Origin of the sequence: Pseudomonas sp. MWU12-2345, assembly GCF_023242385.1 — a bacterium.
Classification (GTDB): Bacteria; Pseudomonadota; Gammaproteobacteria; order Pseudomonadales; family Pseudomonadaceae; genus Aquipseudomonas; species Aquipseudomonas gingeri_D.
Genome location: NZ_JALLJA010000019.1, coordinates 59,478 through 84,719, shown reverse-complemented (window position 1 = coordinate 84,719; position 25,242 = coordinate 59,478). Strand labels below are relative to the sequence as shown.

Below are 25,242 nucleotides of genomic sequence, written 5' to 3'. Positions count from 1 at the left end.
GTATGAGTCAAAGATTCAAAAGCTGCATGCGTTCGCTGACCGATGCTTCGATCCCGGCCACATCCAACCCGCACTCCGCCAGCATCTGCGCCGGCTTCGCATGCTCGACGTACGCATCCGGCAGACCCAGGTGCAGGATCGGCTTGAGCAGGTTGTCACGCGCCAGGAACTCGCTGACTGCCGCACCGGCACCGCCCATGATGGCGTTTTCCTCGATGGTCACCAGCAACTCATGGCTGCCGGCAATCTCGCGTACCAGGGCTTCATCCAGGGGTTTGACGAAGCGCATGTCGACCACGGTCGCGTCGAGCTTCTCGGCGACGATCAGCGCTTCGGTCAACTGCACGCCAAACACCAGCAAGGCCACTTTGCTGCCCCGACGGCGAACCACACCCTTGCCGATCTCGATCGGTTCCAGGTTTTTCTCGATGGTCGCGTTCGGTCCGGTGCCACGCGGGTAACGCACTGCCGCCGGACCGTTGTACAGGTGGCCGGTGGTCAGCATCTTGCGCAGTTCGTTCTCGTCACTCGGCGTCATCACCAGCATGCCGGGGATGCAGCGCAGGTACGACAGGTCGAAACTGCCGGCGTGGGTCGGGCCGTCTTCGCCCACCAACCCGGCGCGGTCGATGGCGAACAGCACGTCGAGGTTCTGCACCGCGACGTCATGCACCAACTGGTCGTAACCGCGTTGCAGGAAGGTGGAGTAGATCGCCACCACCGGCTTGGCGCCTTCGCAGGCCATGCCGGCGGCGAAAGTTACCGCATGCTGCTCGGCAATCGCCACGTCGAAGTAGCGCAGCGGGAAACGCTCGCTGAAGGCCACGAGGTCCGAGCCTTCCTTCATTGCCGGGGTAATGCCCACCAGGCGCGGGTCGGCGGCGGCCATGTCGCACAGCCATTCGCCGAACACGCCGGAGTATTTCGGTCCGCTGGCCTTCTTCGGCGCGGCGGCCGGGGCGTCCAGGGGTTCGAGCTTGGTGATCGCGTGGTAACCGATCGGGTCGACTTCCGCCGGGGCGAAACCCTTGCCCTTCTTGGTCACCACATGCAGGAACTGCGGGCCCTTGAGGTCACGCATATTGCGCAGGGTGGCGATCAGGGTCGGCAGGTCATGGCCGTCGATCGGGCCGATATAGTTCCAGCCCAGCTCTTCGAACAGGGTGCCGGGGACCAGCATGCCCTTGGCGTATTCTTCGGTACGACGGGCGATTTCCCAGGCACCGGGCAGGCGCGACAGCACTTTCTTGCTGCCTTCGCGCATGCTCGCGTAGGTGCGGCTGGAGAGAATCTTCGCCAGGTAGTTCGACAGACCACCGACATTGCGCGAAATCGACATGTCGTTGTCGTTGAGGATCACCAGCATGTTGGCGTCGACTTCCGGCGCGTGGTTCAGCGCCTCGAAGGCCATGCCGGCGGTCAGCGCGCCATCACCGATCACGGCGATGGCCTTGCGATCACTGTTCTGCAGGCGAGCGGCGATGGCCATGCCCAGGGCGGCGCTGATGGAGGTGCTGGAGTGACCGACGCCAAAGGTGTCGTACTCGCTCTCCGAGCGGCGCGGAAAGGCGGCCAGGCCGCCTTTCTGACGCAGGGTGTGCATGCGCTCGCGCCGACCGGTGAGGATCTTGTGCGGATACGCCTGATGACCCACGTCCCACACCAGCCGGTCGTCCGGGGTGTCGAAGACATAGTGCAACGCGATGGTCAGTTCGATCACGCCGAGGCCGGCACCGAAGTGCCCGCCGGTCTGGCCGACCGAATAGAGCAATTCCAGGCGCAGTTCATCGGCCAGGGTTTCCAGCTCGGCTTCACCTAACCGGCGCAGGCCGGCCGGCGTGTCGGCACGGTCCAGCAGGGGCGTGGTCGGGCGCTTGCGGGGAATCTCATGGAACGTCGTGGGCATCAGGCGAATCGTTATAGGTATAGAAGAGGCGGCAGTTTACCTGATGCATCGCACGCTGCCCACGCGGAGCGTCGAAGTTGGCCGATATGTGGCCTTGGGCGCGGCGTTTGGCTCAGCTGCGACGTTCGACGATATAACGGGCCAGCTCTCTCAACGGCTCGGCGCACGCGTCAAACGGTCGCAGGGCGTGCAGCGCCTGGTCGCGCAGTTCCAGGGCGTAGGCCTTGGCCGCGTCCAGTCCGAGCAGGGCCGGGTAGGTCGGTTTGTCGCGGGCGATATCGGCGCCCTGGCGTTTGCCGAGGGTGGCGGTGTCGCTTTCCACGTCGAGAATATCGTCCTGCACCTGGAAAGCCAGGCCGATGGCCTGGGCGTAGGTCTGCAGCGAGCGCAATTCGTCTTTTTGCGCCAGGCCGCTGGCCAGGGCGCCGAGCTTGACGCTGGCTTCGATCAGCGCGCCGGTCTTGTGCCGGTGCATGGTTTCCAGGGCTTTCTGGTCGAGCTTGAGACCCACCGCACCGAGGTCGATGGCCTGGCCTCCGACCATGCCGGCCGGGCCGGCGGCCTGGGCCAGGGCGGTGACCATGCTCAGGCGGATCTCGCTGCTCAGGTCGCTCAGGCCCGGGTCGAGCAGGGCGCTGAAGGCCAGGCTTTGCAGGCCGTCGCCGGCGAGGATTGCGCAGGCTTCGTCGAAGGCCTTGTGGGTAGTCGGCTGGCCGCGACGCAGGTCGTCGTCGTCCATGGCCGGCAAATCGTCGTGGACCAGCGAGTAGGCGTGGATCAGCTCCACCGCGCAGGCCGCGCCGTTAGCCTGTTCCGGCTTGCCACCGAGGGCTTCGCAGGCGGCGTAGGCCAGTAGCGGGCGGACGCGTTTGCCGCCATTCATCACGCTGTAGCGCATGGCTTCATAGAGACGGGCGAGTTCGGGACTGGGGGCGCTGAACAGGGTATCGAGTGCGGCGTTGACCCGGGCCTGGCTGCTGGCCTGATAAGCTTTGATCATTCTGCTTGTTCCGCGTCGAAGGGCTCTTCGGCCAGCTCGCCGTCGCGCTCGAGGAGGATCTGCACCTTCTGCTCGGCCTGGGCGAGGGCGCCCTGGCAGTCACGGGTCAGGCGGATGCCTTGTTCGAAGGCGGTCAGCGAGTCTTCCAACGACAATTCGCCGTTCTCCAGGCGTTCGACCAGGGTTTGCAGGTCGGCAAGGGATTGCTCGAAGTCCAGGGAAGCTTTTTTGCGGGCCATGGCGGCGATCTCGGTAGGCGTTGAACGGGCGCGACACTAGCAGACGGCGGGTTTAGGGGCAAATGCGAGGGTTTGGCAATCATGGGTCAAGTGTTGGCCCGTGCTGGATGATTATCCTGATTTTCGATGAGGGGTATCCCGGTTTGTCCTGCTAGTCGGCACAAAGTTGTCTCTTTTATAGTAGTTCATCGATCAAGGATGAATGATCGATACGGACCTCCCTCTCGTCGCCTCCGATGTTCTCCTGCGCTTCTACCCATAAGGCTGTGATCCATGGCGTCTTCTTCCGCTCGTATTCCCGGTTCCGGCGTACTGCTGCTGATCATCCTGGCCTGCCAGTTGATGATCGTGCTCGACGTTACTGTGCTCTATACCGCTTTGCCGCATATTCAGAAGGCCCTGGACCTGTCGCTTCCCGACCTGACCTGGGTGCAGAACGCCTACACCCTGGCTTTTGGCGGCATGATGCTGCTCGGCGCCCGGGCCGGCGATCTGTTGGGCCGGCGCCGGGTGTTCCTGGTGGCGGTGACGGTGTTCACCCTGGCCTCGTTGCTGGGCGGCCTGGCCCAGTCGGCCCATGAACTGTTGATCGCCCGGGGCGTGCAGGGGATTGCCGCGGCATTTCTCGCGCCCTCGACCCTGGCGCTGATGATGACCTACTTCCCGCCGGGGCCTCAGCGACTGCGGGCCATCAGCTTCTACACCGCCGTGTCCGGTGGTGGTGGCGCGCTGGGGCTGGTGCTTGGCGGGGTGCTGACTGACCTGCTGTCCTGGCGTTGGGTGATGTTTATCAACCTGCCGGTGGGCATTGCGCTGCTGGCCCTGGCTTGGCGCTATCTGAAGGAAACCGAACGGCATACCGGTCACTTCGATCTGGCGGGGGCGTTGACCGTTACCTTTGGCATGAGCGCGCTGGTCTACTGTTTCGTCCGGGCCGGTGCCCAGGGTTGGGATGACGCCCTGACCCTCGGCGCGCTGGCCTGCGCCCTGGTGTTGCTGAGCCTGTTTGTCTGGATTGAACGGCGCGCCGAACAACCGATCATGCCGCTGCACCTGTTTGCCAGTGCCGAGCGCTCGGGTGCCTATGTCAGCCGTATGCTGTTGGTGGGCGGGATGGTCGGCACCTACTTCTTCCTGATCCAGTATGTGCAGGAAGTGCTGGGCTACACCGCGCTCAAGGCCGGTGAGGCGTTTCTGGCGCTGACCCTGACCCAGTTCGCCATGTCGGTGTATGGCGTGAAATGGCTGGCGCGGTACATGAGTTCGGCGGTGATGCTGTTCTGCGGGCTGGCGACGGCGCTGGTGGGGATGGCATTGCTGACCGGGCTGGGCTCGGACGTGGCCTATTTTCCACATTTGATGCTGCCGTTGATCATCCTCGGGATCGGTTGCGGCGCGGCGTTCGTGCCGCTGACCAGCGCCGGGATCGCCGGGGTGGAACCACAGAATGCCGGGGCCGCGTCGGGCTTGGTTAATGTCGCGCATCAGGTCGGTGGTTCGCTGGGGACGGCGGTGATCGTGGCGATTGTCGGCATGGCGGCGCGCTTGTCGCCTGCTCCGGCGGGGCTGGATGCTGACGCCCAGGCGCGGTTTGCCTTGAGCCATGCGCTGTCCGTGGGCGCCACCAGTTCGGCGACGTTTTTCGGGCTGGCGCTGCTGGTGGTGCTCTTCACCTCGCGCCATGCCCGTCGGCGGGAGCGCATTCAGGCGGCTGACGCGGCATCCTGAAGTCGTTCGGCGCCCGCGTCCAATTTGAGTGCCGATAAGGGCTGATGCTGTCGCGATTGTAATAATGCGATACAGGCACAGGTTTGTCCTGAGGTACGGCAATGTCGTATTTTTTATTCATGCACGCCATTACAAATGGCTTAATCCAACAACTTGCCTTCCGCGGTTTTGAAGCCATGGAAAGAGGAACTCAGTGATGAGTGATGAGCGGGAGCAGTTCCAGAAGGATCTGCTGGCCTCAGTCCGGCAGATGAAAGCGGGTAAAGAAGCGCGCGTCACCGGGGTGACATTGACTGCAGCTACCAATGTCGAACGGCCGCTCCGGCAGGTTGATTGGGTGGCATCGTCTACCTGTTTCCTATTGATGCAAGTGCGACGGGGCGATCAGGAAATCCTGCCAGAATAATGGCCTTTTGCCTTGTTTTTCGGCGATTTTTGGTTCAAAAACGACGATCCAGGTTCATTTGATGAGCCACCTCACAAATACCGCTTTGTCTCCATTGTCTAACAACCTTCGAATCGCTAACCTCTGCGGCTTCCCCTACCTGTCATCGACAGGTCTTCTCTGACCGATACCGTGTCGGGAGTGCGCTGTGGATCTTGCGCAGGGTTTTATAAAGCATGGCAAGGAGGCTGTTGATGCGCCGGTTTTTTCCCATCCTGATCGCTCTCTGGGCCACGACCGCCTGGGCCGAGCCCTCGGCCGAGCTTCAGGAGCCGACCGGCGGCTGGCGTTACGCAGGTCTCCTCGACCGCAAAGATGCGCCGCAAGTGGCCTATCCCACTCCGCCCATCGACCGTGGCATCCAGCGCAGCCGCACACCCATCGAAGGCCGGATCAATCCGCCCTCCGGCCCGCGTGAGCCCCATATCCTGTCGGTCAACGGCAACCCCCTGAATCTCTACACCGACGACGCCGGCCGCTTCGTGCGCCCCTATGCCTTCGGTGCCGGCTCAAACAGCGTCGAAGTCCGCAGCTCCACGGGCAAATCCCTCAAGCGCGTGCAGTTCTACGAAGCCAACAAGCAGATCACCCCGGCGCGTATCCGCGTGGTCCTTGGCTGGGACGACCCCAAGGCCGAACTCGACCTCCATATCATCACCCCCGACGGCCAGCACGCCTTCTACGCGCATCCCGCGTTGACCAATGGCGGCGGCCTCGACCCGGACGGCGTCGACGGCCCGGGCCCGGAAATGTTCACCATGACCGCGCCGCTGCACGGCACCTACCTGATTTATGTGAACTACTGGGGCAACTACAGCGCCAGCGACGGCTATAACTTTACCGAGCGCGCCAATCAGAACGAGGTCATCACCTCGCAGATCAACCTGGTGCTCAACGAAAACACCGTCGATGAAAAGCGCGAGAGCTTCACCGTGCCCCTGCGAGCCATCGGCGACCTGCTGCTGGTCAAGACCTTCAACTATTGAACATCCCGCTCCACGGATGAATGGGCTTTGCGAACATGAGCGATAACACAGCTTCCCCGGACGCCGCTGTACCGGCTGCCCCTCAACCTGCCGGCTCGCGCCGTTGGCTGGGCCTTGTGCTCGGGCTTTGCGTGGCCGGTACGGTGGCGGGCGGCCTGGGCTGGTTTTTCCACCACAAGCCGGCCGCCCCGGCGCCGGAACTGGCCCTGGAAAAGCTCGGCGTCAGTCGCCCGGATGCGCTGCTGGAAACCGCGTCGCTGAGCCAGTTGCCCAAGGACCTGCTCAGCGTGCCGTTCCTGCGCGACACCCTGACCGAGGATTTCGTTTTCTACTACGAAACCCACGGCGACCGTCTGGGCCTGATCGGCAGTCTGCGGCGGATCATCTACGAGCATGACCTCAAGCTGCAGGACAACCTGATCGAGCAACTCTTCGACCAGCCGGCGGATATCGCCCTGTGGCGCGGTGCCGATGGTCGGCTCAAGGACTTCCTGCTGGTGATGGACCGCGGCGGCCTGGCCAAACTGCTTGAGCCCCTGGCCCATGTCGCCCTGGACGACACCCAACTGACCAAGGTCGGCGAAGTGAAAGTCGGCGGCGACAGCGTGCCGCTCTATCGCCTGGCCTACAACGCCAGCAAAGCCCTGCTGTTCGCCTCCCGTGGCGATAAGCTGGTGGTGTTGTCCAACCCGGACAGGCTCTATGAGCAAACCAGCGACGACAGCGAAGTGGCACCGGGCGAGGTTTCGACCCAGGCCCTGGCGGCGTTGCTCAATGGCGACAAACTGTTCCCCGAGGCCTTCGGTCTCAAGCCCCGCGAAACGGTCGTGAAGCAGCGTATCTCGATTGCTTCCAGCGTCCTGGCCATGGGTTACCAGCGCTTTATCCCCAACTTCGCCGGCCTGCGCCTGGATATGGACGACAAGGGCTGGCACAGCTTTCTCGCCCTGGATGAGCAGGACAAAGCCGCCGACTTCGACTTCAAGCCGATCTGGCAAGCCATGCCGGTAGGCGCCAGCGCCTGCGTTGCCCTGCCACTGGCCGCCGAGCAGCAGCAACCGCTGCTGGTCAAGCTCGGCGCCGACGAGGCCACCGCGAAGAAACTCACCGAACACATGAGCGGTGCCGCCGGACTCTGCTGGTACGCCGACTCGCGCCTCTATACGCCGTTGCTGGTGGCCAACCTGACCAAGGACAACGACAGCCTCGACGCCGACCTGGGCAAACTCTTCGGCTCCATGGTCGGGAGCAAGGAAAGCAATGTCGACGGCGGTCTGTTCCCTATCGCTGAGCAACAGAAAGACGGCGTCCATGAGTGGAAGCGCCAGGTCAGTTCGAGCTTCGGCCAGTACGCCGCCAAGGAAGCCGAGAACCCCGACGCCATCACCGGCAAGGGTTTCTTCCGCGTAAGCCTGGCGCGACACGGTTCGACCTTGCTGTTCTCCCTGGACGACAAGCTGGTGGACAAGGCCCTCGGCACCCTCGACAAGCACTTCCCGCCGCTGGCCGACGTGCTGCCCAAGGACGTGCTGATGCCGGTCTACCTCGGCCCGGACTCCCTGGCGCAACTGATGCAGCAGGAAACCCTCGACAGCCTGCCCCAGGATATGGAGCCGGTGTTCCGCAACGCCGCCCAGACCCACCTGATTCCCAAGCTGCAAAAGCTCGCCGGTTTCGGTAAGTATGCCCTGACCCTGCCGGAAGGCAGCGAGCCGGACGGTCACTGGCAGTGGTTGCCTTTGCAATGGCGTGCAATGTGATTCCTCTGTTCAAGAGGTTGGGCTTGCTGGCGCTACTACTGAACACCGCGTTCAGTGCGCCCGCGTTCGCCCTCGAAACACCGCCCCTCGATGTCGAGCAGTCCCAGGTGTTCCGCGCCTGGTTCGTGCGCATCGCCCAGGAGCAACTGACCCAGGGCCCGAGTCCGCGCTGGTACCAGCAGGACTGCGCCGGCCTGGTGCGCTTCGCCGCCAACGAAGCGTTGAAAACCCATGACGACAAATGGTTGCGGGCCAATGGCCTGTCCAACCGCTACCTGCCGCCCGAACTGGTCCTGAGCGAGGGCCAGCGCAACCTGGCCCAGCAATGGCAGCAGGGCGGCGGCAAGGTCGGGCCCTATGTCAATGCGATCAAGCTGATCCAGTTCAACAGCCAACTGGTCAGCCGCGACCTCAACCAGGCGCGGCCCGGTGACCTGCTGTTCTTCGACCAGGGCGACGACCAGCACCTGATGATCTGGATGGGCCGCAACATCGCCTATCACACCGGCACCACCACCCCCACCGATAACGGCATGCGCTCCGCCAGCGTGCAGCAACTCATGACATGGAAGGACACCCGATGGATACCCGATGCAACGAACCCCAACTTCATCGGCGTCTACCGGCTGAACTTCCTCTCTCGATGAACGGGTCTCCCATGAAGCGTCTGTTTTCCCGAATGGTTTTCGCCCTGGCCGTGCTGCTGCCGGTTGTCGCCGGCGCCGCCGATGATTCCGTGCCGCCGAGCAACTACACGCCGGTGGCCGGCGAGAGTTTCTTCCTGCTGGCCGACAGCAGCTTCGCCAGCGACGAGCAGGCCCTGGTCCGCCTCGAAGCACCGGGCCGCGACTACCGGCGTTTCCGCATGGAGCCCTACGGCGGCGCGGATATCCGCGTGTACCGCATCGACCAGCCGCTGGAATTCCTCAAGCGCCAGAAAAATCTGCATCGGGTGGTCAGCGACGGCCAGTTCAAGGGCGAAGGTCTGTCCAACACCCTGGCCTACCTGTGGGACAACTGGTACCGCAAGTCCCGTCGCGTGATGCAGCGGGCGTTCTCCTACGAGTCGCGCAAGCAAGTGACCGAGGAAGTACCGGAACTGAAAATGGGCCAGGCCATCGCCGCGCCGACCCCGTATGACAACCACCCGCAATACGCGCCGCTGCCCGGCCTGCCGCTGGTCAGCCAGTTCCGCTACCCGCTGTGGGACGCTAAGCCGATCCAGCCGCCGAAGGGCGTCGACCTGGCCGGCTCCTCCAGCCAGTTCATCAGCGTCGCACCCGGCAACGTCTATATCCCGCTGGGTAAACTCAAGCCGGGCCTGTACCTGGTGGAAGCGCTGATCGGCAAATACCGTGCGACCACCGTGGTGTTCGTCTCCAACACCGTGGCCGTGAGCAAGATCGCTGGCGACGAGTTGCTGGTGTGGGCCGCGCGCAAGCATGAAGGCAGCTCGGTGCCCAAGGTCAAAGTGCTATGGACCGACGGCCTGGGCGTGATGAGCAGTGGCGAGACCGATGCTGATGGCCTGCTGCGCCTCAAGCACGTTAGCCCGGAACGCTCGTTCATGATTGGCGAGGACGACGAGGGCGGTGTGTTCGTCTCCGAGAACTTCTACTACGACAGCGAAATCTACGACACCAAGCTCTACGCCTTCACCGACCGGCCGCTGTACCGGCCGGGGGATTGGGTGTCGATGAAGATCGTCGGTCGCGAGTTCAAGAACGCCCGCGACTCGGTCAACCCGACCACCGCCCCGGTGCGCGTCAGTGTACTGGATGCCACCGGTACCACATTGCAGACCCTGGACCTGAACCTGGACGCCAAGTCTGGTACCCAAGGTCGTTTCCAACTGCCGGACAACGCCGTAGCCGGTGGTTACGAGTTGCGTTTCAACTACCGCGACCAGACCTACAGCAGCGCCTTTCGCGTCGCCGAATACATCAAGCCGCACTTTGAAATTTCCATGGACCTGGCCAAGCAGGACTTCCGCACTGGCGAGCCGATCAAGGGCAAATTGCTGCTGCTCTACCCGGACGGCAAGCCAGTGGCCGATGCCCGTGTGCAACTGAGCCTGCGTGCCCAGCAACTGTCCATGGTCGACAACGAGCTGCAATACCTCGGGCAATTCCCGGTGGAACTGACCAGCGCCGAGCTGACCACCGACGACAAGGGCCAGGCCGTGCTTGACCTGCCGGCGGCGGAAAAACCGAGCCGCTACATGCTCACCGTGTTCGCCAGCGATGGCGCGGCGTATCGGGTCAAGACCACCAAGGAAATCCTCATCGAGCGTGGCGCGGCCCGCTATCGCCTGTCGGCGCCACAGCGTTTCAGCGCGACCGGCGAGAAGGTTGCGTTCGGCTATGTCAGCGAATCCACCGTCGCCCAGCCCAACGCCGGCACGCCGAGCACCTATAGCTGGGTCCGTCTGGAAGACCAGTCCACCGGTGGCGGCAAACTGGCTGCCAATGACAAAGGCTTCAGCGTTACCTTCGACCGTCCTGGCACCTACAACCTGTCGCTCAAGGACGACCACGAACGCGTCCTCGGCGCCACCGGCCATTCGGTGACCGGCGATGGCGTGAAAGCCGTGCCCGGCACTGTGGAAATCCTTCTCGACAAACCCGAGTACCAGACCGGCGACGAAGCCCTGGCGCTGATCACCTTCCCGGAGCCCGTCACCGACGCGCTGCTGTCTCTGGAACGCGACAAGGTCGAGGCCACCGCGTTGCTGTCCAAGGGCGGCGACTGGTTGCGCCTGGAAAAAATCAGCGACACCCAATACCGTGCGCGGATTCCGGTGAAGGACAACTACGCCCCCAACCTGACCTTCTCGGTGCTCTACACCAAGGGCGGCGAATACAGCTTCCAGAACGCCGGCCTCAAGGTCACCACACCGCAGATCGATGTGGCCATCTCCACCGACAAGGACAGCTACCAACCGGGCGACACCGTCTCGGTGGACCTGACCACCCAGTTCGCCGGCAAGCCGATCCCGGCGCACCTGACCGTCAGCGTGGTGGATGAAATGATCTACGCGCTGCAACCGGAAGTGGCGCCGAGCATCGACCAGTTCTTCTACCACCCACGGCGCAACAACGTGCGCACCAGCGCCAGCCTGTCGTTTATCAGCTACGACGTGGCATTGCCGGGCAGCCCTGGCGCGCCGGGCAAGGCCAACCGCAGCGAGCGTGGGGTGAAAGTGCTGGAGCGGCCGCGTCGTGAAGACGTCGACACCGCCGCCTGGCAGCCGGAGCTGGTGACCGACGCCAACGGCAAGGTGCGTTTCACCTTCCGCATGCCGGACTCCCTGACCCGCTGGCGCATCACCGCCCGGGCCATTGCTGATGCCGGGCAAGTGGGGCAGAAGAACCAGTTCATCCGTTCCGACAAACCGCTGTACCTGAAATGGAGCGGCCCGACCCACTTCCGCACTGGCGACCAGCCGAAGCTTGGCCTGTTCGCTTTCAGCCAGGCCGACAAACCGGTCAAGACCGAACTGGTGATTCGTTATGCTGGCCAGGAACAGCGCCTGCCGCTGTCCCTGAACAAAGGCATCAACTACATCCCGCTGCCGGCGACCCCATTGAGCAGTGGCGACTGGAGTGCCGAGCTGCAACAGGATGGCAAGCCCCAGGATGCCCTGGCGGTGCGCTTGAGTGCAGTGGGTGATGGCTGGCAAGTGACACAAAGCCAGAGCCTCAGCGTGGCCAGCGGCGACACCCCGCTGAACCTGCCGGCGGACGCCAGCGATATTCGCCTGCGCCTCGACGACAGCCCGCAAGCGCTGTTCCGCGCCAACCTCGACGACCTGCTCAGCTACCCCTACGGCGGCGTTGAACAGACCGCCAGCCAACTGCTGCCATTGAGCATCGCCTACCCGGCGCTGTCGGCCAACGCCCAGGTCCGCGACCGTCTGCGCCTGATCATGCAGAACAGCCGCCTGCGCCTGGTCTCGATGGCTGGCCCGGATGCCTGGTTTACCTGGTGGGGTGAAGATGTCACACCGGATGCTTTCCTGACCGGTTACGCCTATTACGCCGACTGGCATGCCAGCAAGGCGCTGGGTATCAGCTTGCCGCCGGATCACTGGCAGCGGGTGCTGGATGTCTACGGCAAACAGGCTTCGGTCACGCCGTTGCTGCAACGGGCGCTGGTGCTGTCGTTCGCCAAGGACATGCAGTTGCCGGTGAGCACCCTGCTGAGCGGCCTGATGGACGAACTGGCGAAAGCCGGCGAGGGCGCCGACGGCAACCTGATGGACGATGGCCAGGACAGCGTGATCATGAGCGCACCGGATTCGGCTCTGGGCCTGGCCAGTGCGCGGGTACTGACTGCTGCCCTGGCGCGCCAGAGCAAAGTCGCTTTGCCGGATGCGTTCAGCAAGCAACTGCCCGCGGCCGAACAGCGCCTAGGCGCCAGCTCGCAGCCGTTCGCCAGTGCCTTGAACCTGTCGATCAAACCGTTCAACGCCGACCTGGCCCAGGACCTGTTGCAGCGCCTGCTGCCGCAGCAATCCACCCTGGAGCGCGCATTGGCCCTGACCTGGCTGCAACGCAGTGTCGAGCAGACCCCGAAAACGCTCACCCTGACCCCGGGTGAAGGCTGGCAAGCACGGCAGGGCGGTACCGGTGAAAACTACTGGCAATGGCAGGGCGCGGGTATCCCGAGCGTGCTGACCGTGAGCGGTGCACAGGAGCGTCCATTGCGGGCCAAACTGAGCTACCTCAGCCAGCAGAAAGTCCCGGACGACCTGCCGGTGCAGATCAAGCGCCGCCTGCTGGAACTGGTGCCGGGCGATGACGCCTACACCTTCAGCCTCAAGGCCGTGGGCGACAAACCGTTGTCCAGCGACAGTCTCTATCTGGACGAAGTGATCCTCACCACCAAGAGCCCCAAACCGCTGCGCTACGGCATGCTGGAAGTGCCGTTGCCGCCGGGTGCGGACGTTGAACGCACCACCTGGGGTGTCAACCTTGCCGGGTTGGCCGGTGCTGAAGCGACGCCGCTGGAGAAGGCGCACTTCGAACCGGGGCAGATGGCCTACGGTGTGCCGGTCAACAGCCTCAATGGTGAAGTACGTCTGCGCCACCTGATCCGCTTCTCGCAGAAGGGCCAGTTCAAGCTGCCGCCGGCGCGTTTCAGCCAGATCTATGCGCCAGAGCATCAGGCCCAGGAACAGAAGCCGGCCCTTGGGCAGATCACGGTCGAATGACATGACCCGCCCACTGGCCTGGTTACTGTTGTGCATCGTTCCTCTGCTGGCGACGGCAGAGGAAGCGCCCTTGCGCCTGGCCTGGAAAACCGCCGACGGTTATGAGCTGGTGCAGTTGAACACCACCCAGGTGCTCAACCGCGAGCCGTTGCCGGCGGATCTGCAAACGCCGCTGGGAAGCCTGTGGAAACTCTTCGTCTATGCCTGGTTGGTGGACACCAACCAGCAGGAGCCGGCCTACGATTGTCACGGTCAGGATCACGAGGAAGTCTATTGCTGCACCCCGGGCGGCAGCATTGCCCGGGATGCTGCGTTGGTCCGCTCCTGTGGTTTGTACTTTGATCCCAAGCGTTTGAAGATTGATGACGGCCAATGGCGCGACTACTGGCAGGCACGGCAGGCGCCTAGCTGGCTGCTGAGCTTCAACCAGCTGCAACCGCAAACCCGTGTGCCCGTGGTGCAATTGCTGGAAGCGCTACGCACGCTTCCGGCTCAGGGGACTGCGCGCAAACTGCTGCTGGACGTGGTGCTCAATGCTGCTGACGGCCAGGCGGTGGGGCTGCTGGGCGGTCGTGTACGGGTCAAGACCTGGAGCTGGCTCGGCGATCAGGATTCGCAGTCACGGCAGGGCGGTTTTGCCGGTTGGCTGGAAGACGGTACGCCGCTTTGGGTGGGTGGTCGCGGCACCAGCCAGATGGTGCTGCGGCACTACTCGGATGTGCTGGGCAGCTTCCTGCCATCGCCGTCGGCGGAAGATGCGGGGCGTTGCGTGCAGGTCGACTTGTTCTCCCGCTATCCACTCAAAGGTGTCACTCGCGCCGACGGCCAAGCCGCTCCCAGTGGAGCTTTGCAAGGTCACTATCGGGTCGACTTCGCCAATGGCAACCAGTTGGAGATCGAAAGCGCGGGCGAACTCTTCCTGCTGCAGAACGCCGGTCAACCGCAACTGGTGGCCCGGCTGGATCGCGAGGAATACGTCGCCCGCGTTCTGCAACGCGAAGCCAAGACTGAACCGGTCGAAGCCGCCAAGGCCCTGGCCGTGGCGATCCGCACCTACCTGTTGCAGAACGCTGGCCGTAGTGGCGACTGCCTGAGCATTGACGACAGCAGCGGCCGTCAGCGTGTTGCTCCACGTCCGGCTACTGCCGACGCTCGAGGTATCGCGGCCTGGACCAGCGACCTGGTGTTGGCGGGCAGTCCTGTGACCTACCACTCGGATCAAGCCGGCCCGGACAAGCTGTCCTGGCAACAGGCGGTGGAACAGGCCAACGGCGGCGAGCGCTATGACCAGATTCTCCAGCACGCTTACCCACGTGCGAGTTTGAGCCGCTGGGACAACCCGGTGGCTTCGTGCGAACCGTTGCCGGCAGCGCAGGAGTGGCTGCTCAAGCAACGCCGCGTCTGGCGTCAGCGCCTGGATCAGGAAGTCGGCTATAACGAATTGAACCAGTTTGCTGTTTGTCGGGTGTCTTACGGCCGGCCTTACGTCGACCGCGAACGCCAACGCATCTATGTGCGTGGCGTACTGACCCAACAGGACCGCCTCGACCTGACCCATGAATACCTGCACCTGGCGTTCGAGGCCCATCCGAATGGCCAGGACGAAGATTACGTCGAAGGGCTTGCCCGTCACCTGTTACTGGAATAGGCCATGAAATTGCGCATCTCCACCGTAGTCCTGTTCCTCAGCGCCCTGGTTGTGCTGAACGCGGTCCATGCTGACAGCGGCATCCAGCTCGACACCCCCAAGGGCGGCTGGCACGCCGGCTCCCCGGACGGCGAACACTTCCGCCAGACCGTCAACTACCCAGCCTCGTCGGTCAACACCCCGGCGGGCCAGGCGGACACGGCGCGGATCCGGGGCATGATCAAGGGCGCGCCGAAGAGCGCCAGGGTGCCAGGGAACCTGATCATCAATGGCGTGAGCATGCCGTTGAAGATCGATGAAGCAGGGAATTTTGACCGGCCGTTTTCGTTTCCCACTGGGAGCAACAGCGTTGAAGTGCGCAGCCCGGATGGGCAGCAGCGTAAGCGTGTGCAGTTTCTGAATGTGGGCGGTGGTGCTACGCCGGCCAAGTTGCGGATTCTGTTGTCGTGGGATACGGACGGCACTGACCTGGACCTGCATGTGGTGACGCCGGATGGCGCGCATATCTGGTACGGCGATCGGGTCGCTCCGAATGGCGCGGCGTTGGATGTGGATGTGACCACCGGCTACGGTCCGGAGATTTTCTCCATGCCCGCACCGATCAAAGGCCAGTACCTGATCTATGTGAACTACTTCGGTGGCGGTTATCGCAGTGACGATGACGAGAGCGGCGGGCAGGAAAATGCCGTGCAGCCTCTGACCACGGCGAAGGTCACGGTGATTACGGAAGAGGGGACGGTGAACGAGAAGATGGAGTCGTTCATCGTGCCTATGCGGGCACCGGGGGAGCTGACGTTGGCGAGGCGGTTTAGTTACCCCTGAGAATGCCCCGGTCCTGGCCTAACGTGTCGCTGTTTTGCGGTTTTGACGACACGTGGTGGGGATATGTCGCTGACGGCGACATGAGGGAATAACGTGTCGCTGAAATCGAGTTTTAGCGACACGTCGGAAATTTCGCTCTTATCTGATCCCAAATGCTGATGCTCGACGAGGATGTTGGGCGACAGACAGTCTCTGTGTGATGGTTAACGATGCGCGGCTAAGGTAAAGAGGGGCACGTCAGCATACGCCGCTGGGCCGGCTCCTCCCATAATCGGTAAAGTCCCGACCCAGGTCGATCTATTGGAAGCCGCGCCTACCATGCCTAATAAACTGCCCATTAATCTCGATGACCTGTTGCGCCAACGCACGGTTGAAGGCGAGCGCATCGAGTACAAAACGGGCTGGAATCCTGACGCTATCCTGCGCACGCTCTGCGCTTTCGCCAATGACTTTGAAAACCTGGGTGGCGGCTATGTAGTCATCGGGCAGGATTGTGATACAGACGGTCAGCCGCTGTTTCCTCCTATGGGCCTGGCCGATAATCAACTGGATAAAATCCAGCAGGAATTACTGGCGGCCTGCCAGTTGATTCAACCCGCGTACTTTCCGGTGCTCAGTGTGGAACGGGTCGAAGGTCGTAACCTGATCGTTTTATGGGCACCCGGCGGGCAGAACCGGCCTTACAAGGCACCAGCCTCTGTGACCGCCAAGCAGAAAGTCTGGCATTACTACATCCGCCGCTTCAGTAGCACGGTGGAGGCCAAGGGCGAGGTCGAGCAGGAACTATTGAGCCTCACTGCCAAGGTGCCGTTTGATGATCGCTTTCATCAGAGAGCGCGTGTCACCGAACTGTCGAAGCCGTTGATGCAGGAGTTCTTGCAGGAAGTGGGCAGTGCGTTGGCAGATGAAGCTGCGAGCTTGTCTGTCGAGGCGCTGGGGCGACAGATGAATGTGGTCGGCGGTCCAGTGGAGTCGCCTTGGCCGAAGAACATTGGTTTGCTGTTTTTCAATGAGTCGCCTGAGCGCTTTTTCCCAGGGACTCAGATTGATGTGCTGTGGTTTCCTGATGGGCCGGGCGGGGATCGCTTCGACGAGAAAATCTTCAAAGGCCCGTTGGCCAGTATGACCCGCGACGCGCTGAGCTTTATTCAGCGTAATTACTTGCAAGAGACGGTGATCAAGCACCCGGATCGTGCCGAGGCCACGCGGTTCTGGAACTTCCCTTTCGCAGCGGTTGAAGAAGCCCTGGTCAATGCGGTGTATCACCGATCTTATGAAGAGCGGGAACCGATTGAGGTTCGTATCAGCCGCGACGAATTAGTGATTTTGAGCTTTCCGGGACCTGATCGCTCCATCCGCCTGGAAGACTTTCAGGCCGGTCGGGTGGTGAGCCGCCGCTATCGTAATCGACGCATTGGCGAGTTTCTTAAGGAACTGGACCTGACTGAAGGTCGTTCGACTGGCATTCCGAAAATACTCAAGGTGATGGCTGTCAATGGTTCGCCTGCGCCATTGTTTGAAACCGATGACGAGCGGCTTTCCTATGTTGTGCGGCTGCCAGCGCACCCGCGTGCTCAGGTGCCAGACAGTGCGGCCGTGGAAGTCAACGCGGAAGTCAACGCGGAAGTCAACGCGGAAGTCGCTGCCTTGCTCAAGGTGGTGAAGGGAGAAATGAGTCGACAGCAATTACAGAGCGCCATGGGCTTGAAGCATGCAGAGTACTTTCGCAAAGCCTACGTTCTACCTGCGCTCGCTGCCGGCTATATGGAAATGACGTTGCCTGACCAACCGAAGAGTCGGTTGCAACGTTATCGGTTGACTGACGAAGGCCAACGCTGGTTGGCGGTTGAGCTGAAAAAATAAACGTGTTCTGGTGGCTGAAGAGTGTGTGATTTTTTGAATGGTGATGATTCCCCGATAGAGTTTCGAGATCGGGAGCATATTTCCCTTTTTCTATCGGGTTCATTGGAGGGTGGCAGCATTGACGATGCGGCTGAAGCCTTCGGTGTCGTGATTCGCGCTTATGGTGTGGACAAGATGGCCCGTGAATCGGGACTGCCCGTGGAGCATCTTGCTCGTTCATTTGGCGACAGGGGCGATCCTGATTTGAGCACTGTGCTGGCGGTGATGAAGGTACTGGACATACTCCTGACCACTCGAGTGAAGGACGAGCGGGAGGACGACTGATTTTTTGATACGTGTCTGTGTCAGTCACCACCAAGTGCCTAGGTGGTTTGCCGCCCCAAGGCGTTCAGGTACAGCGTGTCAGCCCCGATCTGAATATCCAGTTCCGTCCATTCAACGGTCCAGCCATCGACGCCAATGGCAGCACCAGCGAATGCCTTGGAATCGTGCAATGACTTCAAGCCCGGGTAGTGCTTGATATCGTCGTTCAGATCCAGGTCGAAAACCTGCCCGTTCACAAAGGTCAGCTTCAGCGTGAAATCCGGGTGTGCCTGCACAGCCTGCAGGCGAGGGCGTTTCATGGATGTCATTTTTTACTCAGCTAACAGCTCTGTCCGGTTATGCGCTCACCGCTATCATTCATTTGTGGATAAGGTCGCCTGACAGAGGCCTTGGATTCAGTGCAGGTTACTGGCGGCCAATCGTTTCAAAGCAATTTCAAGCGATTGATCGTCGAACAGCTTGTCTTTACGAGCGGCCGCATTTGCTCCACCTTCCCAATCTTGTAAAGCCTTGCGCACCGCAGGAATAGTCGGCTCCACGTTTTCGCGATACAACAACCAGTCCACCGTGGCCAACAGTTCCATACCAAATGGCGATTCGAAACCATCAATCAGCTGTGTGGTGCTTTCCAAGGCGTCTGTGAACTCTTTGGCTTCAGTCTTCAGGTAGGCCTGCAAAAAGGACTTTCGTTCCTGATCGAACCAGATCACATCATTGATGCCCGCATCACTGATGCGTTTATCGCAGTGCAGGTAGCTACCGTCGAGGTTGTCGAGCAGGTGATCCAGGCGGTTGGCATAAGGTCCATATTTGTGGGCGACGAACTGCAGATTTAAAGGATTCTCCGTGCCTGGGAGTTTTTCGATGGCGCGCTCGAGAAACCAAGCCAGCTTTTGGATTTCAAGCAGGCTACATTCCATCCCTAGAACCCAGTAGCGACGAACCAGCTCGGCGATGAGGGCTCGTGCCGGTGTCAATTTTTTCATTTCATCGGTGCCGCACATGATGCCAAGACGTCCTTTGATCAGTAGGTGATGGTGGGTTAGCGTTTCGGTTTGATAGCGCCCCATTTTGCATGAGTACTCATCGTCGTCATCAACTGCGGTCGCCCATCAGGCCCCGAGTAGTCGGGGCCTGATGGGCGACCTCGGAAGTCACCGCGGAAGTCACTAAGTAAGTCATCCACCGCTCAGAGCGCTTAACCCGGCGACCTTCGAACATGCTGGTGCTGTGCCGCAATCAAGTGGTGCTGCAACCGTCTTAAAAATCCCGCCTCGAAAGCATTGCGCCGATCCCCTTCCGGATGGTTGATACGCGCCTGCGTCAGTTGCCACCACAGCGGTTGGGTGTTTTGTCGCTCCAGCCAGCGCTCCACGCAACGGGTTCCACTGGCGATTTCCTGAGCAAACTGATCATCCCAGGGTGTAAGTGGCACAGAAGGGGAATCGCTTGAAGCATTGACGCGAACCATGGCCGGTGAATCGGATAACGGCGGAGGATGCCGCCGCTGCAAGGCCAGATCGTAAAGCGCGAGGGCATCCTCGATCAGTTTGTCAGCCAAATCCTTTTGTTGTTGATCCTCAAAGGCGAGCGAGCGGGCACCGTCCAGGCAGAGCCGGGCGGCATGACGTAACCGATCGACCGCTTCGTCGTGGCTCAGCGAGGCGAGTTTGATGAGCGAGGGGATGGGCAAACGGGAGAGTAATGAGCGATCAATCATGGAGGTGTTCTCCGTGATCGAGACATGTCGACTCCAGACGGAGTGGGCGGTGCCCGGGCGTAAAAGGAGGGTAGGTCATTTTCCTTATGGTCCCTGGTTGGATTAAGGAACCGCCATCCGCCGTTCTGACACGGTTAGGGTGGCGGACCGCACGAGGGTCAGAAACCGGCAACCAAGGAAACCGGCCAGGCCGAAGCCTGCCTCGCGCGGTCCACCATAGATGCAGCAGCCAGACGCCAAAAAGCGCCGACTACGGGTAGCTATGGCGCGTGCCGCGCAACCAGACTAATCGAAGGGGGTAGAGCTGTTTAAGTTCCAGTGGGACTTAAATTTCGTGCGAAGTATCCGATAGAGGTAGGGAAATGTCTTGCGGTTCGTGTTGCGTGCGTTTGGTCGGGGGCTAGGCTCTGGCACCATGGAAGTCACTGCCAAACTGACTCAGTGTGATTGGCCGGCTGGAAATTCAGCCAACGTAGTTTCGAAAGCTCGCTCTGAAATCCAAGGGCTTCAGGTACAACTGATCCGACAGATCCCCGCGCAGAATGAAGAGCTTTGGCGCGTTGCGCAGCTCAAACACCCGGTAGAGAAAGAACTGTTGATCCATCTCTTTTGAGAACTGCAACTCGTTGTGGCTGATGATGAAGGGCGCTGCTATTCCATTGTTGGTGGTTTTGACTTCGATGTACCGATGGTCCACCGGTGTATCGAAGGACAAAATATCGAACCCGGCACCGTCGCCTCGGGTGTCCGATATCCATTCCAGTTGCTGAATCAGATCCGGGTAGCCAGCTTCCTGCAATCGCTGGTGCTCGTAGCCGATGACCCATTCTTCTCCGCTGCGACCCAGTTGTCGGTTGGCTTCGTCACGTGCCGCGAAATTGAGCTTACGGGGTATGCGGATGCGCGATGCGGCTTCGGATGCCTGAAGTAAAGCTTCCTTCTTGGGCGCATCCACCAGCACGGTGCCGGTGTAGGTCTTTTCCCCGGGCGCCTTCACTTCCTCCAGTGCATCAACAACTTTGTGCATGACGCTGCGGTTGTCTGTGACATAGGCCTGAACCGCTTGACGCAGCAAAAGCTGGCTGTTGCCTCGGGGCTTGTAGCCCTGAATAAATGGCAATTCCAGACCGGCCAAAATGGCGCTGATGTTCGAATGCTTGAGTTCCACCGAACCTTTGCTTCGTCCGTTGAGGCGGGTGCGCAATGCGCTGTTGTGTTCGGTTTTGTTGTAGGGGCGCTGTTCAGCTTCAAGCCTCAGCATCTCAAAGTAATCGGCTACGGTCGCATCGACTTCGTCCTGGGACCAGTCCTCTCCGATTCGGATCACCTCGAACCCGAGCGACTGCAATTTGGCCGCGACGGTCGCTTCATTTTCCACAAGTGCTGTCGCGCTCAGTGGGCCGTCAGATGGGAATTGCACTCCGTAGGCAACCGCCACAACGGCTTTGATATCGCACTGTTCGCCATTTCGTGGATTGCGTACCAGGAAGTACCTCGATTTTCCGAAGCCATACCGCTTCAGAAAGGCAGAGCGTCCCAGGGTTGAAAACTCGTCAAAGGCGGCTTGGACGGCGGCAGGGCTTTGCAGTCTGGAGAGATCATTCATTTCGCGTCATGCGCCACTATGTAAGTCAAATCCTGTGAATTTGCAGGAGAGTCTCACATAAAAAGCGAAGTCTTAGAAATGGCTGTCCAGAGAAGGAAAAATATCCTGTTGGCTCGACGAAAAATCTTACGAGCACCTGATGGGGAGAGCTTTCTAGTCGTCAGTAAAAAGGGGAGCACAGCTCCCCCCTAAATCGCACTGGGCTTGTACCTGTCAGTTTGTTATCCCAGCGGGCTGGTCCTCAATCACGGAATCAACTTGTCGTTGAGCCAACTCAATCAGATGCACCACGCCCATCGCCACCTTGCGGTTCGCACCCGTGAGGTTGTCAGCATTTTCATAGGCGGTGGCGGCAGCGGAGTCCAGTATTGAGCTCGCGTTGACGAGGGCTTCTTCTCGGCTTTGTGGCGCCGGGGGCTTGCCTTGTATTCCTGCGATACCAGGGCGTTTTGGACCGCCGCCCTGAGGCAGCATGTAGTACGCCAAGGCGCGATCAGCGGCTTGGGGGTCAATGCTTTCGATTCCGGAGGTTCCCGGTGGGTTGGGTGTGACTTTGTACATGGCAAATCTCCAATCTCACGGATGGAGCCGTCACCAGTATCGCTACCAAACGATTTGAGGGTGGCGGCTGTACACAGGTTGGTAGACCGGAAGATTGGAGAAACCGGCGCGCCCGAAGGTGCCCTGCGCACAGCCACCATAAAATGCAGGCAATAAAAAACGCCTCATTCCAAGGGGGCGCTGTGCGCCAATCTATACCGGGCTACCAAACCCGATCACTGATATGCAGTGACGGACTGAAGACTAGCCAGCGAAATTGGCAGGCACAAGCGCTCAGGATTTTCTAGGAAACTTCATTCAAAGGAAAGCGAGTTGTCTTGCTGGCACTGCAAGATCACTGAAAAAGCGCAGCTGATTTGACGGTGTTAAAACGCTGAAAGGGCAGTTGGCCGGGAGCGCGAATTCTCCTGCTGGGCCCTCGATTTTCCAGGTACTTAGGACTGATACGACTCAGTGGTTATGTGGATTTCAACGACCTGTCAAATACCAGGCCCAGTCACATGGGCCGGCAATCTGGCCAAGCGGTCCCACCCTTCTGCGCTGATCCCTGAGCTGTTCGGCAACCACAATTTTTGTAGTGGCAACTGCTCCAACACGGACACCACGGCTGAAGTGAGCTGCGATTCCCCCGGACCCGCCGCGAGTGTCAGATCTCGCAGTGGCAAATGCGCCAGGTGGGCGACTCCGGCGTCAGTGAGCCAAGGACTTTCATACAACCCGAGGCGCCGCAGCGGCAGATCGCGCAAGCAGGCCAAGTCGGCGTCGCGTAGATCCAGACCGCTTATCTCCAGTTGCTCCAACGGCAATCCCAATTCGACGAGCATTCGTAAAGCCTTGCCGTCAATGCCGTGACAAAAACTGAGATTAAGCCGCTTCAGCGGTAGACCGGCCAGTTGTTTCAGTTCCTTCCCGGTGATGTCGTTCAATGAAAGGTCCAGCGATTCCAGTTCCAGACCGCGCAGATCGCGCAACGTATGCGCGTCGATGCCTTGCACATCGGAGAGCCCCAGGCGCTTCAGTGGAAACGCGTGCAGCACATCGAGCCGCTCGATCATTTGCTGTGAAGATTTAAGATCCAGATCGGCGAGTGGCATGCCTTCCAGTTCGGCAATGTCGTCCTCGCCGATATACGAAGATTGCAGCGAAAGCCGTTCGATCGGCAGGCCCTGGATGGCGTGGAGCATGGTGTCGGTTGCGTAACAGTAATCGAGGCTCAGCGAGCGCAATGCGGTCAGGCCGCGGAGCCAGGAAGGGTCCTTCAGGATTGCGCCATTCCAACCTAGCGATAGCTGCTCGAGTGGATGATTGCGCAAGTGCTGCATTCCACGTGAAGTGAGTTCCCCTGCGCGTTCGAATGTGAGTGAACGCAACTTGAGTCGTGACAGTCCGAGCAGGCCGTCGTCGGTGACCTCATCACAACGGTTCAACGACAACTCCTGCAGCGCGCCACTACCGAGTTGCTGGAGGAAACGGTCGTCGAAGTCTTCGCCGTAGGTTTCCAACTTCAGTCGGCGCAACCGTTCGAGTGACGGGAGGCTGCTGGCGTTTTCATCGCGCGAAAAGCCACTGATTTCCAATGTCTCGAGGGCAACGGCTGGCAAACTTTGCCATACAGTCTGATCAAAGCTGAAATTCGGGCCGTTGAGTACCAGCGTACGCAGTGGCAGCCCAGCCAGGGCGTCAAACCACTCAGGCTCGGCATTCTCCAACTCGACATGGTCTACGGGCAGTCCACGAAGCTGCGACAACAATGCCTTGGGGCGATTGGTATGCGCGGTGGCGCTCAACTGCGCAACTGCGGCGATAGCGGCCGGATCGCACAGGCCGGCGGCTACTCGTAGGCCATCCAGGGAAGCCTCTCCGCTGTTGAGCAAATCGCGATAGAGCGAAGCGCGCGCTGCAATGTCATCGGGTGTGGCAGAGAGTTGGGCCATCAGGGCGTTGCGGTTCAGCACTATTGACGAGTCCGAAGTGAGTGAGCCGAAAGGATTGATGGAGGTATTAGCCAGTGAAGTCAGCCAAGTGTCCAGAGGCATGCGTGAAAAAAGGGGAGCAGGCTCCCCTTTATGCCGCGCTGCTTTCCGTCAGTTTGTGACCCCAGCAGGCTGTTCTTCAATCACTGAATCCACCTGCCGTTGAGCCAACTCGATCAGATGCACGACGCCCATCGCCACCTTTCGGTTCGCACCCGTGAGGTTGTCGGCATTTTCATAGGCGGTGGCGGCAGCGGAGTCCAGGATTGAGCTGGCGTTGACGAGGGCTTCTTCTCGGCTTTGCGGGGTAGAGGCTCTCTCTTGTGTTCCTACGATACCAGGGCGTTTTGGACCGCCGCCTTGAGGCAGTATGTAGTACGCCAAGGCGCGATCAGCGGCTTGGGGGTCAATGCTTTCGACACCGGAGGTTCCCGGTGGGTTGGGTGTGACTTTGTACATGGTAAATCTCCAATCTGGCGGTTGGAGCCACCACGCCGTCGCGACTAAACGATTGTGGGTGGCAGCTGTGCACAGGTTAGTCGACCGGAAGATTGGAGAAACCGGCGCACCACGAGGGTGCCCTGCGCACAGCCACCATAAAATGTAGGCAATAAAAAACGCCTCATTCCAAGGGGGCGCTGTGCGCCAATCTATCCCGGGCGACTAAACCCGATCACTGAATAAGCAGTGACGGACTGAAGACTAGTCATCGAAATTAGCAGGCGCAAGCGGTCAGGATTTTCTAGGAAATTTCACGCAAGGGAAAGCGAGTTGTCTTGCCGGCTCTGCCAAATCACCGGAAAAACGACCTCTCATCTCATTCAATTTTGTAACCATCTCCGAGCACGCCCTCATGCAACGCCGGCTGAGTAACCTCATACAACCCGTTGGTTGGCCTCCTGCACCTGATCTCGACGCCCCAAGAAACCTGACCACGCCACAATGGACATAGTCAGGTTGTGCCTCCGAGGCTACAGTAATTGACTATTACGTATTTTTTGATGCCTGAGGGCTACAAATGAGTACCTTGTTCGATGTGGCGCAAATGCTGAAGGATGCTCGCCGCGAGGCCCATCTCAGTCAGGAGGCGATCGCGAGCCGTGCAGGCGTGGCGCGTTCGACCGTCGCTCGCATGGAGACCTTGGCCAAAAGTGATATGAGTGTTTCGGCTTTGGTGCGATTGCTGGAGGCGGCGGGTTATGACTTGAAGCTGGTGAAGGCCGGCCATCAGCGTACGGTTGAGGATATTCTCGCTGAACAGCGACAGGGAGTGCTTGAGCGATGATTCTGGACGTCCATGTCAGCTGGAGAGTGGTGGTCAAGTCGTACCGCAAATGGGACGAATACGTGTTGAAGTATTTTCCCGGTACAGCCTCACCGGCATTCAGCGCGCTATAGCCACTTGTAAAACCACTGGACTGGATGCCGCTGATCATTTTTCTGGCA

General features: G+C 60.5%; 19 protein-coding genes and 2 pseudogenes. 11 read left to right on the top strand and 10 right to left on the bottom strand.

Going from position 1 to position 25,242, the window contains the following annotated elements; genetic code table 11:
- Positions 1 to 7 precede the first annotated feature (7 nt).
- The 3 genes from dxs to M5C71_RS28035 form a co-directional block, all read right to left on the bottom strand.
- Entirely contained in the window at positions 8 to 1,906 is a 1,899-nt protein-coding gene (gene dxs, locus M5C71_RS28045) for a 1-deoxy-D-xylulose-5-phosphate synthase (RefSeq protein WP_248769266.1), read from the bottom strand.
- Between the two features lie 112 nt (positions 1,907 to 2,018).
- Positions 2,019 to 2,906, bottom strand: a complete 888-nt coding sequence (gene ispA, locus M5C71_RS28040) for a (2E,6E)-farnesyl diphosphate synthase (RefSeq protein WP_103497113.1) — start codon at positions 2,904 to 2,906, stop codon at positions 2,019 to 2,021.
- Positions 2,903 to 3,145 carry an exodeoxyribonuclease VII small subunit gene (locus M5C71_RS28035; RefSeq protein ID WP_100944400.1) on the bottom strand — a complete coding sequence of 81 codons (243 nt, stop codon included), beginning with the start codon at positions 3,143 to 3,145 and terminating at the stop codon, positions 2,903 to 2,905. The genes ispA and M5C71_RS28035 overlap by 4 nt, the downstream gene beginning before the upstream one ends.
- A 273-nt stretch (positions 3,146 to 3,418) precedes the next feature.
- Here M5C71_RS28035 and M5C71_RS28030 point away from each other — a divergent pair, with 273 nt between their 5' ends.
- The 10 genes and pseudogenes from M5C71_RS28030 (at position 3,419) to M5C71_RS27985 (ending at position 17,936) form a co-directional block, all read left to right on the top strand.
- Complete coding sequence (locus M5C71_RS28030) at positions 3,419 to 4,873, top strand: MFS transporter (protein WP_248769265.1); 1,455 nt, start codon at positions 3,419 to 3,421, stop codon at positions 4,871 to 4,873.
- 196 nt (positions 4,874 to 5,069) lie between these two features.
- Positions 5,070 to 5,174, top strand: a pseudogene (locus tag M5C71_RS28025) (transcriptional regulator); the annotation flags it as partial.
- A 338-nt stretch (positions 5,175 to 5,512) separates the two neighbouring features.
- Entirely contained in the window at positions 5,513 to 6,304 is a 792-nt protein-coding gene (locus M5C71_RS28020; protein WP_100944404.1) for a DUF2135 domain-containing protein, read from the top strand.
- A 35-nt stretch (positions 6,305 to 6,339) separates the two neighbouring features.
- On the top strand, positions 6,340 to 8,064 hold the full coding sequence (locus M5C71_RS28015) for a DUF2138 domain-containing protein (protein ID WP_248746838.1): 1,725 nt from the start codon (positions 6,340 to 6,342) through the stop codon (positions 8,062 to 8,064).
- Positions 8,061 to 8,711 carry a DUF1175 family protein gene (locus M5C71_RS28010; protein ID WP_248746839.1) on the top strand — a complete coding sequence of 217 codons (651 nt, stop codon included), beginning with the start codon at positions 8,061 to 8,063 and terminating at the stop codon, positions 8,709 to 8,711. Before M5C71_RS28015 ends, M5C71_RS28010 begins: the two co-directional genes overlap by 4 nt.
- Positions 8,708 to 13,279, top strand: a complete 4,572-nt coding sequence (locus tag M5C71_RS28005) for an alpha-2-macroglobulin (RefSeq protein ID WP_248769264.1) — start codon at positions 8,708 to 8,710, stop codon at positions 13,277 to 13,279. Before M5C71_RS28010 ends, M5C71_RS28005 begins: the two co-directional genes overlap by 4 nt.
- Before the next feature lies 1 nt (position 13,280).
- Positions 13,281 to 14,927 (top strand): DUF2300 domain-containing protein, encoded by a 1,647-nt coding sequence (locus tag M5C71_RS28000; protein WP_248769263.1) that lies wholly within the window; start codon positions 13,281 to 13,283, stop codon positions 14,925 to 14,927.
- A 3-nt stretch (positions 14,928 to 14,930) separates the two neighbouring features.
- Complete coding sequence (locus M5C71_RS27995) at positions 14,931 to 15,749, top strand: DUF2135 domain-containing protein (RefSeq protein ID WP_248769262.1); 819 nt, start codon at positions 14,931 to 14,933, stop codon at positions 15,747 to 15,749.
- Positions 15,750 to 16,067: 318 nt separating this feature from the next.
- Positions 16,068 to 17,612, top strand: coding sequence for a Fic family protein (locus M5C71_RS27990; protein WP_248769261.1), 1,545 nt, complete (start codon positions 16,068 to 16,070; stop codon positions 17,610 to 17,612).
- A 21-nt stretch (positions 17,613 to 17,633) separates the two neighbouring features.
- Positions 17,634 to 17,936, top strand: coding sequence for a transcriptional regulator (locus M5C71_RS27985; RefSeq protein ID WP_248769260.1), 303 nt, complete (start codon positions 17,634 to 17,636; stop codon positions 17,934 to 17,936).
- A 38-nt stretch (positions 17,937 to 17,974) separates the two neighbouring features.
- Here the strand turns inward: M5C71_RS27985 and M5C71_RS27980 are convergent, their stop codons facing one another.
- From M5C71_RS27980 to M5C71_RS27950, 7 genes and pseudogenes are all read right to left on the bottom strand, one after another.
- On the bottom strand, positions 17,975 to 18,235 hold the full coding sequence (locus M5C71_RS27980; RefSeq protein WP_349294021.1) for a DUF2442 domain-containing protein: 261 nt from the start codon (positions 18,233 to 18,235) through the stop codon (positions 17,975 to 17,977).
- 96 nt (positions 18,236 to 18,331) lie between these two features.
- A pseudogene (locus M5C71_RS27975) lies at positions 18,332 to 18,919 on the bottom strand (Appr-1-p processing protein); the annotation flags it as partial.
- A 215-nt stretch (positions 18,920 to 19,134) separates the two neighbouring features.
- On the bottom strand, positions 19,135 to 19,656 hold the full coding sequence (locus M5C71_RS27970) for a LasR-specific antiactivator QslA (protein ID WP_248769259.1): 522 nt from the start codon (positions 19,654 to 19,656) through the stop codon (positions 19,135 to 19,137).
- A 463-nt stretch (positions 19,657 to 20,119) separates the two neighbouring features.
- On the bottom strand, positions 20,120 to 21,262 hold the full coding sequence (locus tag M5C71_RS27965; protein WP_248746843.1) for a DUF3883 domain-containing protein: 1,143 nt from the start codon (positions 21,260 to 21,262) through the stop codon (positions 20,120 to 20,122).
- Positions 21,263 to 21,475: 213 nt separating this feature from the next.
- The gene (locus M5C71_RS27960) at positions 21,476 to 21,823 is read right to left on the bottom strand and encodes a hypothetical protein (protein ID WP_177104656.1); all 348 of its coding nucleotides are present in this window, start codon (positions 21,821 to 21,823) and stop codon (positions 21,476 to 21,478) included.
- Between the two features lie 479 nt (positions 21,824 to 22,302).
- The gene (locus tag M5C71_RS27955; protein WP_248769282.1) at positions 22,303 to 23,757 is read right to left on the bottom strand and encodes a leucine-rich repeat domain-containing protein; all 1,455 of its coding nucleotides are present in this window, start codon (positions 23,755 to 23,757) and stop codon (positions 22,303 to 22,305) included.
- A gap of 150 nt (positions 23,758 to 23,907) precedes the next feature.
- Positions 23,908 to 24,255, bottom strand: a complete 348-nt coding sequence (locus tag M5C71_RS27950) for a hypothetical protein (RefSeq protein WP_152742114.1) — start codon at positions 24,253 to 24,255, stop codon at positions 23,908 to 23,910.
- A gap of 559 nt (positions 24,256 to 24,814) precedes the next feature.
- On the opposite strand from M5C71_RS27950, the gene M5C71_RS27945 reads away from it, so the two are divergent.
- The gene (locus tag M5C71_RS27945) at positions 24,815 to 25,081 is read left to right on the top strand and encodes a helix-turn-helix transcriptional regulator (RefSeq protein WP_248769258.1); all 267 of its coding nucleotides are present in this window, start codon (positions 24,815 to 24,817) and stop codon (positions 25,079 to 25,081) included.
- The last annotated feature ends 161 nt before the right edge of the window (positions 25,082 to 25,242 follow it).

What these genes read in the sequence shown, in the direction of transcription:
- dxs (WP_248769266.1), bottom strand. Translation starts at nt 1,906, where the DNA reads ATGCCCACGACGTTCCATGAGATTCCCCGCAAGCGCCCGACCACGCCC.
- ispA (WP_103497113.1), bottom strand. Translation starts at nt 2,906, where the DNA reads ATGATCAAAGCTTATCAGGCCAGCAGCCAGGCCCGGGTCAACGCCGCA.
- M5C71_RS28035 (WP_100944400.1), bottom strand. Translation starts at nt 3,145, where the DNA reads ATGGCCCGCAAAAAAGCTTCCCTGGACTTCGAGCAATCCCTTGCCGAC.
- M5C71_RS28030 (WP_248769265.1), top strand. Translation starts at nt 3,419, where the DNA reads ATGGCGTCTTCTTCCGCTCGTATTCCCGGTTCCGGCGTACTGCTGCTG.
- M5C71_RS28020 (WP_100944404.1), top strand. Translation starts at nt 5,513, where the DNA reads ATGCGCCGGTTTTTTCCCATCCTGATCGCTCTCTGGGCCACGACCGCC.
- M5C71_RS28015 (WP_248746838.1), top strand. Translation starts at nt 6,340, where the DNA reads ATGAGCGATAACACAGCTTCCCCGGACGCCGCTGTACCGGCTGCCCCT.
- M5C71_RS28005 (WP_248769264.1), top strand. Translation starts at nt 8,708, where the DNA reads ATGAACGGGTCTCCCATGAAGCGTCTGTTTTCCCGAATGGTTTTCGCC.
- M5C71_RS28000 (WP_248769263.1), top strand. Translation starts at nt 13,281, where the DNA reads ATGACCCGCCCACTGGCCTGGTTACTGTTGTGCATCGTTCCTCTGCTG.
- M5C71_RS27995 (WP_248769262.1), top strand. Translation starts at nt 14,931, where the DNA reads ATGAAATTGCGCATCTCCACCGTAGTCCTGTTCCTCAGCGCCCTGGTT.
- M5C71_RS27990 (WP_248769261.1), top strand. Translation starts at nt 16,068, where the DNA reads ATGCCTAATAAACTGCCCATTAATCTCGATGACCTGTTGCGCCAACGC.
- M5C71_RS27980 (WP_349294021.1), bottom strand. Translation starts at nt 18,235, where the DNA reads ATGAAACGCCCTCGCCTGCAGGCTGTGCAGGCACACCCGGATTTCACG.
- M5C71_RS27970 (WP_248769259.1), bottom strand. Translation starts at nt 19,656, where the DNA reads ATGATTGATCGCTCATTACTCTCCCGTTTGCCCATCCCCTCGCTCATC.
- M5C71_RS27965 (WP_248746843.1), bottom strand. Translation starts at nt 21,262, where the DNA reads ATGAATGATCTCTCCAGACTGCAAAGCCCTGCCGCCGTCCAAGCCGCC.
- M5C71_RS27960 (WP_177104656.1), bottom strand. Translation starts at nt 21,823, where the DNA reads ATGTACAAAGTCACACCCAACCCACCGGGAACCTCCGGAATCGAAAGC.
- M5C71_RS27955 (WP_248769282.1), bottom strand. Translation starts at nt 23,757, where the DNA reads ATGGCCCAACTCTCTGCCACACCCGATGACATTGCAGCGCGCGCTTCG.
- M5C71_RS27950 (WP_152742114.1), bottom strand. Translation starts at nt 24,255, where the DNA reads ATGTACAAAGTCACACCCAACCCACCGGGAACCTCCGGTGTCGAAAGC.
- M5C71_RS27945 (WP_248769258.1), top strand. Translation starts at nt 24,815, where the DNA reads ATGAGTACCTTGTTCGATGTGGCGCAAATGCTGAAGGATGCTCGCCGC.